Annotated in this window: 13 protein-coding genes; 5 read left to right on the forward strand and 8 right to left on the reverse strand. The window is 67.5% G+C overall.

Translation table 11 applies throughout. The features are described 5' to 3' along the window. Positions 1-72 precede the first annotated feature (72 nt). The gene (locus GKZ92_RS08210) at positions 73-255 is read right to left on the reverse strand and encodes a (2Fe-2S)-binding protein (protein ID WP_006359176.1); all 183 of its coding nucleotides are present in this window, start codon (positions 253-255) and stop codon (positions 73-75) included. A 168-nt stretch (positions 256-423) separates the two neighbouring features. On the opposite strand from GKZ92_RS08210, the gene GKZ92_RS08215 reads away from it, so the two are divergent. Genes GKZ92_RS08215 through GKZ92_RS08225 form a run of 3 tightly spaced genes read left to right on the forward strand, consistent with a single transcriptional unit; the run spans position 424 to position 3459 of the window. Further along, on the forward strand, positions 424-1260 hold the full coding sequence (locus tag GKZ92_RS08215; RefSeq protein WP_042376721.1) for an exodeoxyribonuclease III: 837 nt from the start codon (positions 424-426) through the stop codon (positions 1258-1260). 48 nt (positions 1261-1308) lie between these two features. Next, a complete protein-coding gene (trpS, locus tag GKZ92_RS08220) occupies positions 1309-2343 on the forward strand; it encodes a tryptophan--tRNA ligase (RefSeq protein WP_042376723.1) in 1035 nt (344 codons plus the stop codon). Between the two features lie 51 nt (positions 2344-2394). After that, positions 2395-3459 (forward strand): YhjD/YihY/BrkB family envelope integrity protein, encoded by a 1065-nt coding sequence (locus tag GKZ92_RS08225; RefSeq protein ID WP_042376725.1) that lies wholly within the window; start codon positions 2395-2397, stop codon positions 3457-3459. A 20-nt stretch (positions 3460-3479) separates the two neighbouring features. Here GKZ92_RS08225 and GKZ92_RS08230 read toward each other — a convergent pair whose 3' ends face one another. The 3 genes from GKZ92_RS08230 to GKZ92_RS08240 all read right to left on the reverse strand — a co-directional run bounded on the left by GKZ92_RS08230 (position 3480) and on the right by GKZ92_RS08240 (position 6733). After that, entirely contained in the window at positions 3480-4784 is a 1305-nt protein-coding gene (locus tag GKZ92_RS08230) for a D-alanyl-D-alanine carboxypeptidase family protein (RefSeq protein ID WP_042376727.1), read from the reverse strand. A 76-nt stretch (positions 4785-4860) separates the two neighbouring features. After that, positions 4861-6252 carry an aspartate aminotransferase family protein gene (locus tag GKZ92_RS08235; protein ID WP_042376729.1) on the reverse strand — a complete coding sequence of 464 codons (1392 nt, stop codon included), beginning with the start codon at positions 6250-6252 and terminating at the stop codon, positions 4861-4863. A 16-nt stretch (positions 6253-6268) separates the two neighbouring features. Beyond that, entirely contained in the window at positions 6269-6733 is a 465-nt protein-coding gene (locus GKZ92_RS08240; RefSeq protein WP_006865946.1) for an Lrp/AsnC family transcriptional regulator, read from the reverse strand. Positions 6734-6843: 110 nt separating this feature from the next. On the opposite strand from GKZ92_RS08240, the gene GKZ92_RS08245 reads away from it, so the two are divergent. Both GKZ92_RS08245 and GKZ92_RS08250 read left to right on the forward strand, forming a co-directional pair. Beyond that, positions 6844-8343, forward strand: coding sequence for a gamma-aminobutyraldehyde dehydrogenase (locus GKZ92_RS08245; protein ID WP_042376732.1), 1500 nt, complete (start codon positions 6844-6846; stop codon positions 8341-8343). Then, positions 8340-9770 (forward strand): NAD(P)/FAD-dependent oxidoreductase, encoded by a 1431-nt coding sequence (locus GKZ92_RS08250; protein WP_084813154.1) that lies wholly within the window; start codon positions 8340-8342, stop codon positions 9768-9770. Before GKZ92_RS08245 ends, GKZ92_RS08250 begins: the two co-directional genes overlap by 4 nt. 5 nt (positions 9771-9775) lie before the next feature. Here GKZ92_RS08250 and GKZ92_RS08255 read toward each other — a convergent pair whose 3' ends face one another. The 4 genes from GKZ92_RS08255 to GKZ92_RS08275 form a co-directional block, all read right to left on the reverse strand. After that, a complete protein-coding gene (locus GKZ92_RS08255; protein WP_155225161.1) occupies positions 9776-10522 on the reverse strand; it encodes a type 1 glutamine amidotransferase in 747 nt (248 codons plus the stop codon). 35 nt (positions 10523-10557) lie between these two features. Beyond that, positions 10558-11487, reverse strand: coding sequence for a universal stress protein (locus GKZ92_RS08260; protein WP_042376735.1), 930 nt, complete (start codon positions 11485-11487; stop codon positions 10558-10560). Next, positions 11477-13015 (reverse strand): APC family permease, encoded by a 1539-nt coding sequence (locus tag GKZ92_RS08265; protein ID WP_042376737.1) that lies wholly within the window; start codon positions 13013-13015, stop codon positions 11477-11479. Before GKZ92_RS08265 ends, GKZ92_RS08260 begins: the two co-directional genes overlap by 11 nt. Positions 13016-13579: 564 nt before the next feature. Then, positions 13580-14743 carry a cytochrome P450 gene (locus GKZ92_RS08275; RefSeq protein ID WP_075862868.1) on the reverse strand — a complete coding sequence of 388 codons (1164 nt, stop codon included), beginning with the start codon at positions 14741-14743 and terminating at the stop codon, positions 13580-13582. Positions 14744-14872: the final 129 nt, after the last annotated feature.

Below are 14872 nucleotides of genomic sequence, written 5' to 3' on the forward strand. Positions count from 1 at the left end.
TGAAGCTAACACGGCAAAACGCCCCGCGCGCGTACTCGGGCGAGGTTGTTGCTGGAGTTGTCTGAAGTCAGGTCATGCAGCGCTCGTCGAGGTGGCCAGCCTTTCGCTCAGGATGCTGTCGAGTTTCTCCAGGCAGGTTCCGCAGCCCTCGCCCGCGCCGCAGCGGTCGCTGATGTCGTCGATGGTGTAGGCACCGGCATCGCAGTGCTCGTGGACCTCGTCGACGGTGACAGCGCGGCAAATACAAACGAACATCTTCGGACCTAACGTAGTGCCTGGATTAGGTAATGCTTACATATCTCTCCCGGGATGCACAAGGGTTGCCTTACCTCTTTTTCGTCTCAATCCGAGACGTCGGGAACCGTCCGCGAAGAAGGCTTGCGGGCGTTGGTCTGTCGGACCGCATCCGTAGGATGTGGCCCCGTGCCACTCTCCATCTCCACGGTCAACGTCAACGGAATCCGCGCGGCGGTCAAACATCGTTCCGAGACCAACCGCGGCTTCCTGCCCTGGTTGGAGGACTCGTCGCTCGACGTCGTGCTGCTGCAGGAGGTGCGGGCGAGCGAGGACCTCGCCCGGGACGCCCTGGCTCCTGCGCTCGACGCCGGCTGGCATCTCACGATGAGCGAGTCCTCGGTCAAGGGACATGCCGGTGTCGGCGTGCTGACCCGTACCGAGCCGGCCGCCGTCCGCTTCGGCTTCGGCAGTGCGGAATTCGACGACCTCGGCCGCTACCTCGAGGTCGACCTCGACTCCGACCTCGGGCCGGTGACCGCGGCCAGTCTGTACCTGCCGAAGGGTGCGGCGCTCACCGATGCCGAGAAGGACGTCGTCAAGTACGAGGAGAAGATGAGGTTCCTCGACGAGTTCGGCGCGCACCTCGGCCGGCTCGTCCGCCGTCGCCGCCACGTCGTCGTCGGCGGCGACTGGAACATCGCCCACGCCGAGGAGGACATCAAGAACTGGAAGGGCAACCTCAAGAGCCCGGGCTTCCTGCCGCACGAGCGCGCGTGGGTGGGTGGCCTCCTCGAAGCCGGGTGGCACGACGTCACCCGCGAGCTCTATCCCGGCGAGAGCGGTCCATATTCATGGTGGTCGTGGCGCGGCAAGGCGTTCGACAACGACTCCGGATGGCGGATCGACTACCAACTCACCAACCGTTCGCTCGCCGAGCGTGCGGTGAAGGCGACAGTGGATCGGGCAGCCGCCTACGACCTGCGCTGGTCGGATCACGCGCCGGTCACCGTCGTCTACGAGTGATGCGGGCACCGGCGGAAAAGGGCTTTGCGGGTCTGCGAAAATGGACCGATGAGTTCTGACGTCTCCGCATCCGGCGCCGCCCGCCCCCGCGTACTGTCGGGAATCCAGCCCACCAGCGATTCCTTCCACCTCGGCAATTACCTGGGTGCGGTTCGCCAGTGGGTGGCCCTGCAGGACGACTTCGAGGCCTTCTACTTCATCCCCGACATGCACGCGATCACGGCGTCGTTCGATCCGAAGACCCTTGCCGAGCGCACGCGACTGTCGGTAGCTCAGCTGCTGGCCGTCGGCGTCGACCCCGAGCGCTCCACGATCTACGTCCAGTCGCACATCCCGGAGATCGCCGAGCTGACGTGGGTGCTGTCGTGCATCACCGGTTTCGGTGAGGCGAGCCGGATGACGCAGTTCAAGGACAAGTCGGCCAAGCAGGGCGTCGACGCCGCGGGCGTCGGGCTGTTCACCTATCCGATCCTGATGGCCGCGGACATCCTCGCGTTCCAGGTGGATCAGGTTCCGGTGGGTGAGGACCAGCGTCAGCACCTCGAACTCACCCGCGATCTCGCGCAGCGCTTCAACTCTCGGTTCGGCAAGGTTCTCAAGGTCCCGCAGGCGTACATCGTCAAGGAGTTCGCCAAGATCTACGACCTCCAGAACCCGACCGCGAAGATGAGCAAGTCGGCCGAGACCGACAAGGGCCTCATCAATCTGCTCGACGAGCCGAAGAGGTCCGCCAAGAAGATTCGTTCCGCGGTGACCGACACCGAGACCGAGATCCGCTTCGACCCGGAGAACAAGCCCGGTGTCAGCAACCTGCTGACCATCCAGTCGGCGTTGAGCGGCACCCCGGTGGACGTCCTCGTCGACAAGTACCAGGGCAAGGGATACGGCGATCTGAAGGTCGAGACCGCCGACGTCCTCGCCGAGTTCGTCACGCCGCTACGCGGCCGCGTCACCGAGTACATGAACGACCCCGCCCAGCTCGACGTGATCCTCGCGCGTGGCGCGGAGCGCGCCCGGGCGGTGGCCTCGGCGACCCTGGAGTCGGTCTATGACAAGGTGGGTTTCCTGTCACCGAGGCGCTGACACGGTCTGCGAGAGTCCGGCGCCCTCGGCGACCCGACGAGGAGGCGTGCGGTGAGTTCGGTGGTCGATTCGGGGAAGTCGCTCGTCACCCGGGCGAAGTCGATCTACGAGGACCGGCGCGAACGCTGGACGTGGCTCGACCATCTTCTCCGGACGGTCGATCGCTACAACGACCGTCGCGGCAACCTGTATGCCGCGAGCATCAGCTTCAACGGCATCCTCGCGCTCGTCCCGATCATCATGGTCGCGTTCGCGGTGGCCGGCTTCGTGCTGGCCCGGCAGCCCGAGTTGTTGCAGAGCATCCAGGACGCCGTCGTCGAGAAGATGCCGGGGCAGCTCGGCGACCAGGTATCCGACATCATCACCTCGGCCATCGACTCCCGCACCACGGTGGGTGTGGTCGGTCTGCTCGGTGCCGCGTTCACCGGCATCGGCTGGATCTCCGGTGTACGCACCGGCATGACCGAGATGTGGGGCGGCCGGGTGCAACGCAACGCGGTGATGTCGAAGGTCTGGGACCTGGTGACCTTCGCCGGACTCGGTGTCGCGTTCGCAGTGACGATGGCCCTTACCGCCCTGGGAAATTCGGGTCTCACGCGGACCGTGCTCGGATGGGTCGGCCTCGACGATGCGTCGTGGGCGCCGGTCCTCGTCCGACTGGTGTCCATCGCGGTTTCGATCCTTGCCACCTGGGCGTTGTTCACATTCATCATGGCGCGGCTTCCCTTGGTGCAGTTGCCATTCCGCAACACCCTGAAAGCTGGTCTGATCACCGCGGTCGCTTTCGAGATCGTCAAGACGGTCGGCGGGCTCTACCTCCAGTCGGTGTTGAGCAGCCCCGCCGGAGTGGCCTTCGGCCCGATCCTCGGTGTCATGGTGTTCGCCTACCTCGCGTCACGCATCGTGCTCTACGCCGCCGCCTGGTGTGCGACCGACCCGGCGAACGCCGGGTTCCAGGTCGAGGAGGACCCGGACGCGGAACTGCGTCGGCCTGTGGTCATCTCACCGACCGTCGAGGTCAATCCGACGCCACGGCCCGCGGCACTCGCAGCCGCCGCGGGCGTTGGTGCGGGGATCAGCGTGCTGATCGGATGGTTGTCGAGTCGAGCGCGCTGAGTGGGAACGGATCTGATCCGTCACCTACGCCCGAAGAGCCTCAATCCCAGCAGCAACAGGACCACGGCGGCGAGTGCTGCGAGGAGTCCGATGAGGATGCGGACCGAGATGGGGGAGGCGGCGTCGGAACCGGTGCTCGCGAGGTGGGAGTCCGCCGACGATGCGGCGCGCGGTGCGGTGGTTTCGGCCGCCTCACCGGACGATTCGACGAGACGTCCGACGGTGATCTCCGGCCCGGCCCGGAATCCGTACTCGAACATCTCCCGCGCCTGATCCCAGTACATGTCGCCCTCGACCGACAGTCCGTACATCTGGACGACGAGGATGCGTCTTCCGTCGCGCTCCGCCGCGCCGACGAAGGTCTTCCGTGCATCGTCGGTGTACCCGGTCTTGCCACCGAGCATGCCCGGGTAGCCGTCCACCAGAAGGCGGTTGCTGCTGTACATGTCGTACGGCGGATGGTCCTTGTCGCCGGGAACGTCGGGTCGGCGGGGATAACCGGGGAACCGGAACGTGGGCTTGGCGATCAACTCACGGAAGGTCCCCTGTGCCATCGCTTCCCGGTAGATCAGGGCGAGGTCGTACGGCGAGGAGGACATCCCGGCGGCGTCGAGACCCGACGGGCTGGCCGCGCGGGTGTCGGCGGCGCCCAGCTCGCGGGCGCGTTCGTTCATCTTTTCCAGCGTGGTCTCCACACCGCCGAGTTCGCGCGCGAGGGCGTTGGCGCAGTCGTTGCCCGACACCATGAGCAGTCCGGTCAGCAGGTCGCGGACGGAGTAGCGACCGCCGGGCCCCATCCCGCAGGAGTCGCCCTCGGTGCTCCAGTCCTCGGCGGTCGGGACGACCGTCGCGTCGAGATCGAGCTCGTCGAGCACGATGAGCGCGAGCAGCACCTTGATCGTCGACGCCGGCCGGTACCGCCCGTGCGGATCCTTGGCCGCGATGACATTGCCGGAGTCGAGGTCGGCGATCAGCCACCCGGCCGAGGTGAGCCGAGGGGGAACCGGACCCGCGGCGGGATCGGCGACGACGCCGCAGTACCCGAGGTCCTCGCCCCCGATCGGCGGAGTGGGGACCGGCAGCGGGGGCGGGGTCGTCGAACCGGGTGCGACGACCTCGGACTCGTCGACGGCCGGTGGGGTGCCGGTCTTGTGCGGACAGTGGTCGGTGACGGGCGTCGTGAAGGCCGGCGGTGCACCGGTCGGGACGGGAACCGCGCCGGCTCGTCCGACACTTGTCGGACCTGCGGCGATCACGCACAGTAGTAGCCCGAGCAGGGCGGCGACGAGCGCCGATGAGGTCCGGCGAGTCCACCCCGAGGTCACCGACCGCAAATTACCAGCGCAACCGCGCAGGCTCAGGACGCGCGGAGCGGCCGTGTCAGACGTTCGGCCGCGTGGACTACAGCAGCGAGTACGCCTGGCCCAGTACCGACCGCAGGATCTGCTCGATCTCGTCGAACTCGGCCTGGCCCGCGATGAGCGGTGGGGCGAGCTGCACGACGGGGTCGCCGCGGTCGTCGGCGCGGCAGTAGAGCCCTGCGTCGAACAGTGCGGTGGAGAGGAATCCGCGCAGGATGCGCTCGGACTCGGCCGCCGTGAACGTCTCCTTGGTGGCCTTGTCCTTCACGAGTTCGATCCCGTAGAAGTACCCCTCGCCGCGTACGTCGCCGACGATCGGCAGGTCGTGGAGCTTCTCGAGGGTCGTCCGGAACGCCGGTGCCTGGGTCTTGACGTGCTCGTTGAGGCCCTCGCGCTCGAAGATGTCGAGGTTGGCCAGCGCGACTGCCGCCGACACCGGGTGCCCGCCGAAGGTGTAACCGTGGGCGAACGTCGTGGTGCCGTCGCGGAACGGTTCGAACAGGCGGTCGCTGGCGATCATCGCGCCGATCGGGGAGTAGCCCGATGTCATGCCCTTGGCGCAGGTGATGATGTCGGGGACATAACCGAAGTCGTCGCAGGCGAACATCGACCCGATGCGGCCGAACGCGCAGATCACCTCGTCGGAGACCAAGAGAACGTCGTACTCGTCGCAGATCTCGCGGACCCGCTCGAAATAGCCGGGCGGCGGCGGGAAGCACCCGCCGGCGTTCTGGACGGGCTCGAGGAAGACCGCCGCCACCGTGTCCGGGCCCTCGAACTCGATCGCCTCGGCGATGCGGTCGGCGGCCCAGCGGCCGAACTTCTTCGGGTCGGCGGACATGTCGTCGGCCGCCCGGTAGATGTTGGTGTTCGGCACGCGGAAGGCCCCGGGCGTCAACGGCTCGAAGGCCTCCTTGAGGGCCGGCACACCGGTGATGGCGAGCGCGCCCTGCGGTGTGCCGTGGTAGGCGACCGCACGCGAGATCACCTTGTGCTTACCGGGTTTCCCGACGAGCTTGAAGTACTGCTTGGCCAGCTTCCAAGCGCTCTCGACGGCTTCGCCGCCACCGGTGGTGAAGAAGACTCGGTTGAGGTCGCCGGGTGCATAGGCGGCGAGGCGTTCGGCGAGTTCGATCGCCGGGGGAGTCGCGTACGACCACAACGGGAAGAACGCGAGATCCTTGGCCTGCCTGGCGGCGGCCTCGGCCAGTTCCTCCCGACCGTGACCCACTTGCACGACGAATAGTCCGGCGAGCGCATCGAGGTAGCTGCGTCCCTGATCGTCGAAGATGCGCATACCCTCGCCGCGGGTGATCACCGGCGGCGTGATGGCGTCGCCGTGCCGGGCGAAGTGTCCCCAGAGGTGCGCCGCACTGCGCTCGCCGAGCGACCGGGCGGAATCGGGTGGTGTCGAGGGTGCGGTCAGTGTCATCGTGACTTCCAGTCGGTCATCTGGTTCCCCAGTTGTATTGCTGTTTGACGAGTTTGAGATAGACGAGGGTCTCGGTGCCGACGACCTCCGGGTGCACGCGCACCTTCTTGTTCAGGATCTCCAGGAGATGGTCGTCGTTCTCGCAGACGACCTCGATCAGGATGTCGAACGATCCCGCGGTCAGCAGGACGTAGTCGATCTCGGGGTGTTCGGCGAGGTGTTGCGCCAGAGCCTGGGTGTCACCCACACAGCGGATTCCGATCATCGCCTGGCGGGCGAACCCGAGCTTGAGGGGATCGGTGACCGCGACGATCTGCATGAGTCCGCTCTCGCTGAGCTTCTGGACCCGGTTGCGGACGGCGGCCTCGGACAGGCCGACTTCCTTGCCGATGGAGGCATAGCTACTCCGACCATCGGCCTGCAGGAGTTCGATGATCTTCTTCGCAGTTGCGTCCAACTGTGTGGATGCAGGGTCAGCCACCCCATGATCGTGACGGATTCCGCAGCGGACCGCAACACAGACGACTGAATCCGCAACGAAACCGGATTTCGACACGTGAATCCGCAACGGCGGCGGTAGGATCTGGGGGTATGTCCTCTCCAACCAGCATTCCGTCCGGCTGGATCGACGGAAAGCCCCATCACTCGACCGGTGCCGATCACATCGTGATCAATCCTGCCACGGATGAGCCGGTCGCGGCCGTGAAACTCGCAGGTCGCGGTGACGTCGATACCGCGGTGGCCAGTGCTCGCGCCGCGCAGCCCGCCTGGGGTCGTGCGACCCCGGCCGAACGGGCGGGAGTCCTGCTCGCGTTGGCCAGGGCGCTCGACGCCGAGTCCGACCTGCTGATCGCCGAAGAGGTCGCCCACACCGGTAAACCGGTTCGGCTCGCGACCGAGTTCGACATCCCCGGATCGATCGACAACGTCGACTTCTTCGCCGGAGTCGCACGGAATCTCGAGGGCAAGGCGAGCGGGGAATACTCAGGTGACCACACCTCGTCGATCCGCCGGGAACCCGTCGGGGTCGTCGGCACCATCACGCCGTGGAACTATCCGCTGCAGATGGCGGTGTGGAAGGTCATCCCGGCACTCGCCGCCGGCTGTGCGGTGGTGCTGAAACCCGCCGAGATCACGCCGCTGACCACGCTGACGATGGCCCGCATCGCCACCGAGGCCGGACTGCCCGACGGTGTCCTCAACATCGTCGTCGGCACCGGACCGGAAGCCGGCGCCCATCTCGCCGGGCATCCCGACGTCGACATGGTGACCTTCACCGGCTCGAGCGCGGTCGGCCGGCAGGTGATGGCGCAGGCCGCCACCAACGGGGCCCGCATCCAGCTCGAACTCGGCGGCAAGGCGCCGTTCGTCGTCTTCGACGACGCCGACCTGCAGGCCGCGATCCACGGTGCGGTCGCGGGCTCGATCATCAACGGCGGTCAGGACTGCACCGCGGCCACCCGCGCGATCGTCGCGCCCGCGCTCTACGACGACTTCGTCGGCGGCGTCGCAGACCTGATGTCGCGGGTTGTCATCGGCGATCCGACCGACCCGGCAACCGATCTGGGCTCCCTCATCTCCCGGCGGCACCGCGACAAGGTGGCCGGGATGGTGGACCGTGCGCGGGCGGCCGGCGCGCGTGTGGTCACCGGCGGTGGCGTCCCCGACGGTCCGGGCGCCTTCTACCCGCCCACGCTCGTCGCCGACGTGGCCGAGGACTCGGAGATCTACCGCGACGAGGTGTTCGGGCCGGTGCTCGCGGTCAGTCGTTTCACCGATGACGACGACGCGATCCGTCGCGCCAACGACACCCCGTACGGCCTCGCGGCGTCGGCATGGACGCGCGATGTGTATCGCGCGCAACGTGCTTCGCGTGAGATTCACGCCGGGTGCGTCTGGATCAACGACCACATCCCGATCATCAGCGAGATGCCGCACGGCGGATTCGGTGCCTCCGGCTTCGGCAAGGACATGTCGACCTACTCGCTCGACGAGTACCTGCTGATCAAGCACGTCATGAGCGACATCCACGGCGTCGCCGAAAAGGAATGGCACCGAACGATCTTCAGCCTGGACGGCCCGACGGCGTGACCGGCCGGACGTGGGCCTCGCGGCCGACCGACCGGGGCGTCGAGATGGTCGCGCAGGCCGCGGCCCGCCCCTACTGGCTCGACCGCGACCTGCGTCCCGAACCCCGGCCCCGACTCGTCGGCGAGACCGGTGCCGATCTGCTGGTGATCGGCGGCGGCTTCACCGGCCTGTGGGCGGCGGTGCAGGCCGCGGAACGGAATCCGTCCCGATCGATCGTGCTCGTCGAACGTGACCGCATCGCCGAACATGCTTCCGGACGCAACGGCGGCTTCTGTGCCGCCAGCCTCACGCACGGACTCGGCAACGGGTTGCAGCGGTTCCCCGACGAGATGCCCACGCTGCTGCGCATGGGTCGCGAGACACTCGACGCCATCCAGGACACGTTGACACGTCTGGGCATCGACGCCGACGTCGAGCACACCGGGGAACTCGACCTCGCGACCACCGACTGGCAGTTCGACGATCTCGCCGAGACCGCGGCCGCCGGGCAGGCACTCGGCGAGGATCTCGTCCTGCTCGACGCATCCGCGGCCCGGGAACGCGTCAACTCCCCGATGGTCCGCGGCGCCCTCTACGACCCGCATGTCTCGATCCTCGACCCCGCCAAACTCGCGTTCGGCCTCGCCGAGGCAGCCGAACGGCTCGGCGTGCAGATCTTCGAGAGCACCGAGGTTCTGGATCTGACCTCGGATTCGTCGGGTGACGAGATCTGCGCCCGGACGGATTTCGGGCACGTTCGCGCCGGTCGGGTCGTCGTCGCGACGTCGGCGAGCCGATCGCTGGTCCGCAGACTGCGCCTCTACACGGTCCCGGTGTGGGACTACGCACTGATGACCGAACCGCTGTCCGACGATCAGCTCGCCTCCCTGGGCTGGGCCGGGCGCGAGGGACTCGCCGACAGTGGTCCACGCTTCCACTACTTTCGGCTCACCGCCGACAACCGGATGCTGTTCGGCGGTTGGGATGCCCCGTATCACTTCGGGTCCGACGACGACCCCCGCCGCGCCCACCAACCCGGTGAATGGGCGCTGCTCGGTGAGCATCTCCTGCAGATGTTTCCGCAGCTCGACGGGATCACTGCGACGCACACCTGGGGCGGGGTGATCGACACCTGCTCGCGGTTCTGCGCCTTCTGGGACACCTCCCACGGTGGGCGCGTGGTGACGGCGGTCGGATTCACCGGACTCGGCGTCGGCGCCTCGCATTTCGCGGCTGCCACCGCACTCGACCTCGTCGACGGCCTACGAACCGAACGCACCGCCCTGGAGATGGTGCGCCGCAAGCCCTTACCGTTCCCGCCGGAACCGATCCGCTGGGCCGGAATAGCCTTCACCCGACATCAGATGGCGCGCAGCGAACGTCGCAACGGTCGCCGTGGCGCATGGCTCACGCTGCTGGACCGGATCGGACTGGGATTCGACAGCTGATGCCGTCAGCCGCGGACCACTCCGGTCAGCCACCGGGTCAGCACGGTGCGCGCGAGCGGGATGGTGACGGGTTCGGTGGCTGCGGCGACGCCGGGGAAACGATCGGTGGCCTCGGCGCCGATGGTCTCGGTGATCAGCGATCGTGACTCGGTGGAGTCGAGCCATTCGCCGACGAGCTCACCGCCGGCCTCGAGGTGGAATTGCACGCCGTACGACTTCCCGTGGCGGTACAACTGATTGACACACGTCGACAACGACGCCAGCAGCGTGGCCCCCGGCGGGAGTGTGAATGTGTCGAAATGCCATTGCACGACGTCGAATTCCGGCGGCACCGTTCCGGACGTGTCGTCGCGCGCGGTGCCCCAGACCGGATCGGCGGCGCCCGCATCGTTCAATGTGACGGTGTGGATGCCGACCTCCGGTGAGGAGGCCGTGTACACGTCGGCGTCCAGCGCGGCGGCCAGCATCTGGGCGCCGAGACATACGCCCCAGATCGGGATGTCCAGGTCGAGCGCCCGGCGCAGGAGCGCGATCTCGTCGTCTATCCACGGAATGCGTTGGGCGTCGCCGACTCCCATGGCGCCGCCGAGGGTCACTACGGCGTCGAATCCGGTCAGGTCGGTGGGTACTGGTTCGCGCCAGATCCGCAAGGTGGTGACGTCCGCGAGGTCGGTCAGCGGTGGGCCGTAGAAACCCGGAGGCTCGGAGTCGGCATGGCGGATCTCGAGCACTCGCGCACGTTGGTCGGTCAAGTCGGTGTCGGTCTCCGTGGTCGGTGCGGGTTCGGTCAGCCGCTCTTGGGGACCACGATAACCGGTGCCGTCGTCCACCGGAGGATACGAGAGGCGGTGCTGCCGAGGAAGACCCGGTTGGGTGATCCGAGGTGACCGGAGCCGATGGCGACGATGTCGTTGGCGTCCCAGGGGAGATTGGCCAGCGCCTCGTCGAGCGTTGTGCCGTCGGCGACGAGGACGTCGACCTCGAGTTCGGGATTCACCTCGGAGCGGGTCTTCTCGAGGAGTTCACGCGCGACGGCGATCTGGGCGGCGCGGATGTCCCTCGACGAGTCGTCGTCGAAGGGCGATTCGATGGAGACCAGCGAGAGCAGTCGGAGGTCGAGCTTGGCGCGTTCGGCCAGCTTCTCGGCGAACGGGAGCGGATTGTCTTCGCCGGGTCTGACCGGGACGGCGACGGTCACCATGTCGAGGACCGCGTCCACCCGATCCGCATATCCGCGCGGCGCCAACGCGACCGGAACAGGCGAGGAGTGGACGAGTTCGTTGCTGACGGTGCCGAGCGTGTGGCGACTCAGCAACCCGTCGCCCGTGCCGCCGACGACGATCATCTTGGCCTCGGTGTCGACCGCGTGGGAGGCGAGCCCGTCGGCAAAGGACTCGTTGACCGTGACGACGGTGCGATAGGAGAAGCCGGCGGGGATCAGCTCGGCGCCCTCGCGGAGCCAGTCGGCGGCCTGCGCCTCGATGCGCTGTTGATACTGGGCGAGCCCGGGCTGGCCGTCGTAGGGCGTCGGGCGAACCACGCACACCAGGTCGATGGCCGCGCCGGTGACCCGGGCGAGCGCCACGGCGAGGACGACCCCGTCGGCGCCCGAGGGGGTCGCGAGGTATCCGACGGTGAGCCGGGGAGTGCCCGGATCGTCGGTCGGGTCGATGGGCGTCTCTGCGTCAGGGCGGGTTGCGGCGGTCTCAGTAGACATCGGGAACCTTCACCTCGGTGGTCGCGGTCAGTGTCTTGCCCCGGAAGAAGTCGCTGTTGTGGGCGAAACAGGCGAGCATCAGCGGGATTCCGAGAACCAGCATGCCCACCCCGAGGACGAAGACGCCACCGATCCCGCCGACCGAGGTGGCGCCGTAGTCCGGCGAGATCATGTCGATCGCCGAGCGGATGAAGGCCGCCGCCATTGCGAGGCCGCCGAGGAACGGGAAGAGGCCGCGCAGGAAGAAGTTCCGTGCGGAGGCGAACAGGCTCGAGCGGAAGTACCACACGCAGGCGAAGGCGGTGATCCCGTAGTAGAAGGCGACCGCGAGCCCGAGAGACGCGATGGAGTCGGCGAGGGTGTCCTGGCTGAGCAGTGACAGGACCAGGTAGAAGGTGAGGGCCGCGGCACCCATGACGCCGGTACCGAAGGCGGGGGTCATGTAGCGCGGGTGGATCGAGGCGAACTTCTCGGGCAGTGCCTTGTAGACGGCCATCGACAGGCTGCCGCGTGCGGTGGGCAGGATCGTGGACTGGGTCGAGGACAGCGCGGAGACGCAGACCGTCAACAGAAGTGCCGACGACAAGACCGCGCCCGCTACCGGGTCTCCCAGGATCGTCAGGACGTCCTCGTCGTTCGCGTCGTTCCCCAGTCCGATCCCGGTGTCGCCGAACCCGGCGAACGACTGGACCGCGTAGGCGACCAACACGTAGGTGGCGACCAGGATCACGCACGTGAGAAGGGCGGCTCGGCCCGGGGTCTTGTCGGGGTCCTTGGTCTCCTCGCTGATCGCCAGGCACGCATCCCAGCCCCAGTAGATGAAGATGCACAGGATGACCGCCGCAGCGATCTGCGACTGGTCGAGACCACTGGGCCACAACCAGGACCACTCCGGTGTGACCGCCTGCTCGCCGGCCCGGCCCGCGCCGACCTTCACCAGCGCGATCACGCTCGCGATGATGAGCACGGCGAACTGGACGAACATCAGGATCGCCTGCATGCGTTCGCTGATGACGATGCCGCGGATGCTGATCCAGGTCATGGCGATGATGAAGAAACTGCCGAGCAGGATCTTCGCCAGCAGGCTGTCGGCCAGGCCGTGGAGGCCGAGGAACTTGAACAGGTACAGCGCGGCGATCTCGGAAACGTTGGCGAGCACGATGATCGCCGACACGGCCAGGCCCCACCCGCCAATCCAGCCGATCCACGGCCCGAAAGCCTTTGTGCCCCAAGTGAACGTCGTGCCGCAGTCCGGGGTGTCGCGGGACAGTTCGCGATAGGCGAAGGCCACGAGCAACATCGGGATGAAGGCGAGGACGAACATCGCCGGGGCCTTTGCGCCGACGCTGTCGACCACGAAACCGAGAGTGGCAGCGAGGCTGTAAGCCGGTGCGACGGCGGACAAGCCGATGATGACGTTGCCCATCAGCCCGATCGAACCGAGACGCAGGCCCTTGTTGCCGGGATCGCCCACGAGGCCGGCCTCGCCGCCGCCTCCGACCGCCTCGGTCTCGATGCGCTCCGCCATGCTGGTTCTCCGCTCACATGATCACGACGAAAGACAGAGTACGATTCTGCTCCCGATTCCTCCCTGCAAGTACGAAACCCGGCTCAATTGCGCGCTCGGCACCTGCTCGTCGGTTCGTGTCCGCGGGCGGAATCCTCGGCGACGAGTTCGGACTCAACCCAGATCTGACATCTGGAAAAGCCTCCGCCGGACTGGAATAGCGCGTCGAGTGGTTCGCCCGGCGAATGTCTCGTGTACACCAGCGATGCCGACCACAACCTCGTGTGGCCGTCCTGGTGCGTGAGCGGGACGTGGGTCTGGGTGCGGAGACGGGCGGCTGCGTCGAACCATACGGCGGCGCCGTTTTGCTGCCGGTCCGAGGTCAGGGTGATCGTGATCCGTTGGGGCTCGGGGGCGGGGGCCGGTGCCGCCGTGGCGGGTGAGAACACCGCCAGACACAGGGCGGTGCCGGTCAGGAGGGTGAGGAGTAGGCGGAGGTACAGGATTCGGACCACGACGGCGCTCCGTTCGGCGGGGTGACTGGGTCCTTCTTGGACGCAGCTGGGTGCCGATCGGTTCCCCGGGTCATCGGACGAGTGTCAGTTCGCGGGTCGCGGTCTGCCGGAAATCCGTTGCGGCGCCGAGTAACCGGGCGATCGCCAGACGACCCTGCAGGCGGGCCAGGCCGGCTCCCACGCACAGGTGCAGTCCCTTGCCGAACGCCAGGTGCGAGCCGTGCCCGGACCGCGCGGTCGCACGGTCGAGGTCGATGGCCGGCGCGGCGTCGAAGTGCTCGGGATCTCGGTTGCCCACGCGCCACATGAGAAAGATGTGCGAGCCGGCCGGGAGGCGGGCGTCACCCAGCGTGGTGTCGGCGACGACGTGCCGGAAGTGGCCCCGGAACGGGGATTCCAGGCGCAGGGCCTCCTCGACGAAGGCCGGGATGAGGTCGGGCGCGTGGCGCAACCGTGCGGCGACCTCGGGGTGTCGCGCCAGAAGCCGGACCGCATCGGTCAGCAGGCTGACAGTGGAGTCGGACCCCGCCGCGACGAGTTGCAGGAGAATCATCACCGCCGCCGGACGGTCCAGGTCGGCCCGGGCCACGGCCGACGCGATGTCGTCGAGGACCCCTCGTCCCGGCGTGCCCTCCCGTTCGTTCCGTAGCGCCGAGTCCAGCGCGTCGCCGAGATAGGCGGTGAGTTCGGCGACCGCCGTGATCGCGGTGGTGAGTTGGCCGGGGGTGATGACGCCGTCGATCAGCACGTTGGTCGCACCGGCCCAGCGGGCGAGATCGTCGATGTCCTCGTGTGGCAGGCCGAGCAGCCCGGTGACCACGGTGATCGGGACACGTTGTGCCACAGCTGTTGTCCAGTCGATTGTGTCGCCGTCGAGTCCCTCGGACCAGGCGGTGTCCACGACCTCGGCGACAAAGGGCTCCAGGGCCCGGATGCGAGCAGGTGTCAGCGACGGCATGACCAGCGACCGGTGGAGGCGGTGGCGCGGGCCGTCGGCGGTGGCCAGGACGTGCATCGCATCGCCGAGTCCGGCGACCGGGAACTCCGACACCGACCCGTCGTCGTGGCAGACCATCGTGGCGGTCAGGTTCGACGAGAAGTCCCCGGGTCGTCGCACCACCTCGGCGATGAGCTCCCAGGAACCAACGGCGAAGAACGGGGAGTCGCCGACCTGCTGCACCGGGGACCCGGTGTGGAAACGCGAGAGGAAGGCGGGGTCGTCGAGTGCGAGCATGCACCCAGCGTCTCCGACGGGGCGCGGCGGGGACAACGGTTCTCGCCGAAGTCGACACGGGGAGATCGTGGCGCCGGGATTCGATGTCTCACGAACCCTTCTTGACCTGCCAGAAAACGCACCCAGCCA

Origin of the sequence: Gordonia sp. 135 (assembly GCF_009720185.1) — a bacterium.
In the GTDB taxonomy this organism is placed as follows: domain Bacteria; phylum Actinomycetota; class Actinomycetes; order Mycobacteriales; family Mycobacteriaceae; genus Gordonia; species Gordonia alkanivorans.

Excerpts from the sequence above, each read along its gene's own strand:
- GKZ92_RS08210 (WP_006359176.1), bottom strand. The coding sequence starts at position 255 with ATGTTCGTTTGTATTTGCCGCGCTGTCACCGTCGACGAGGTCCACGAG.
- trpS (WP_042376723.1), top strand. The coding sequence starts at position 1,309 with ATGAGTTCTGACGTCTCCGCATCCGGCGCCGCCCGCCCCCGCGTACTG.
- GKZ92_RS08235 (WP_042376729.1), bottom strand. The coding sequence starts at position 6,252 with ATGACACTGACCGCACCCTCGACACCACCCGATTCCGCCCGGTCGCTC.
- GKZ92_RS08245 (WP_042376732.1), top strand. The coding sequence starts at position 6,844 with ATGTCCTCTCCAACCAGCATTCCGTCCGGCTGGATCGACGGAAAGCCC.
- GKZ92_RS08260 (WP_042376735.1), bottom strand. The coding sequence starts at position 11,487 with ATGTCTACTGAGACCGCCGCAACCCGCCCTGACGCAGAGACGCCCATC.
- GKZ92_RS08265 (WP_042376737.1), bottom strand. The coding sequence starts at position 13,015 with ATGGCGGAGCGCATCGAGACCGAGGCGGTCGGAGGCGGCGGCGAGGCC.
- GKZ92_RS08275 (WP_075862868.1), bottom strand. The coding sequence starts at position 14,743 with ATGCTCGCACTCGACGACCCCGCCTTCCTCTCGCGTTTCCACACCGGG.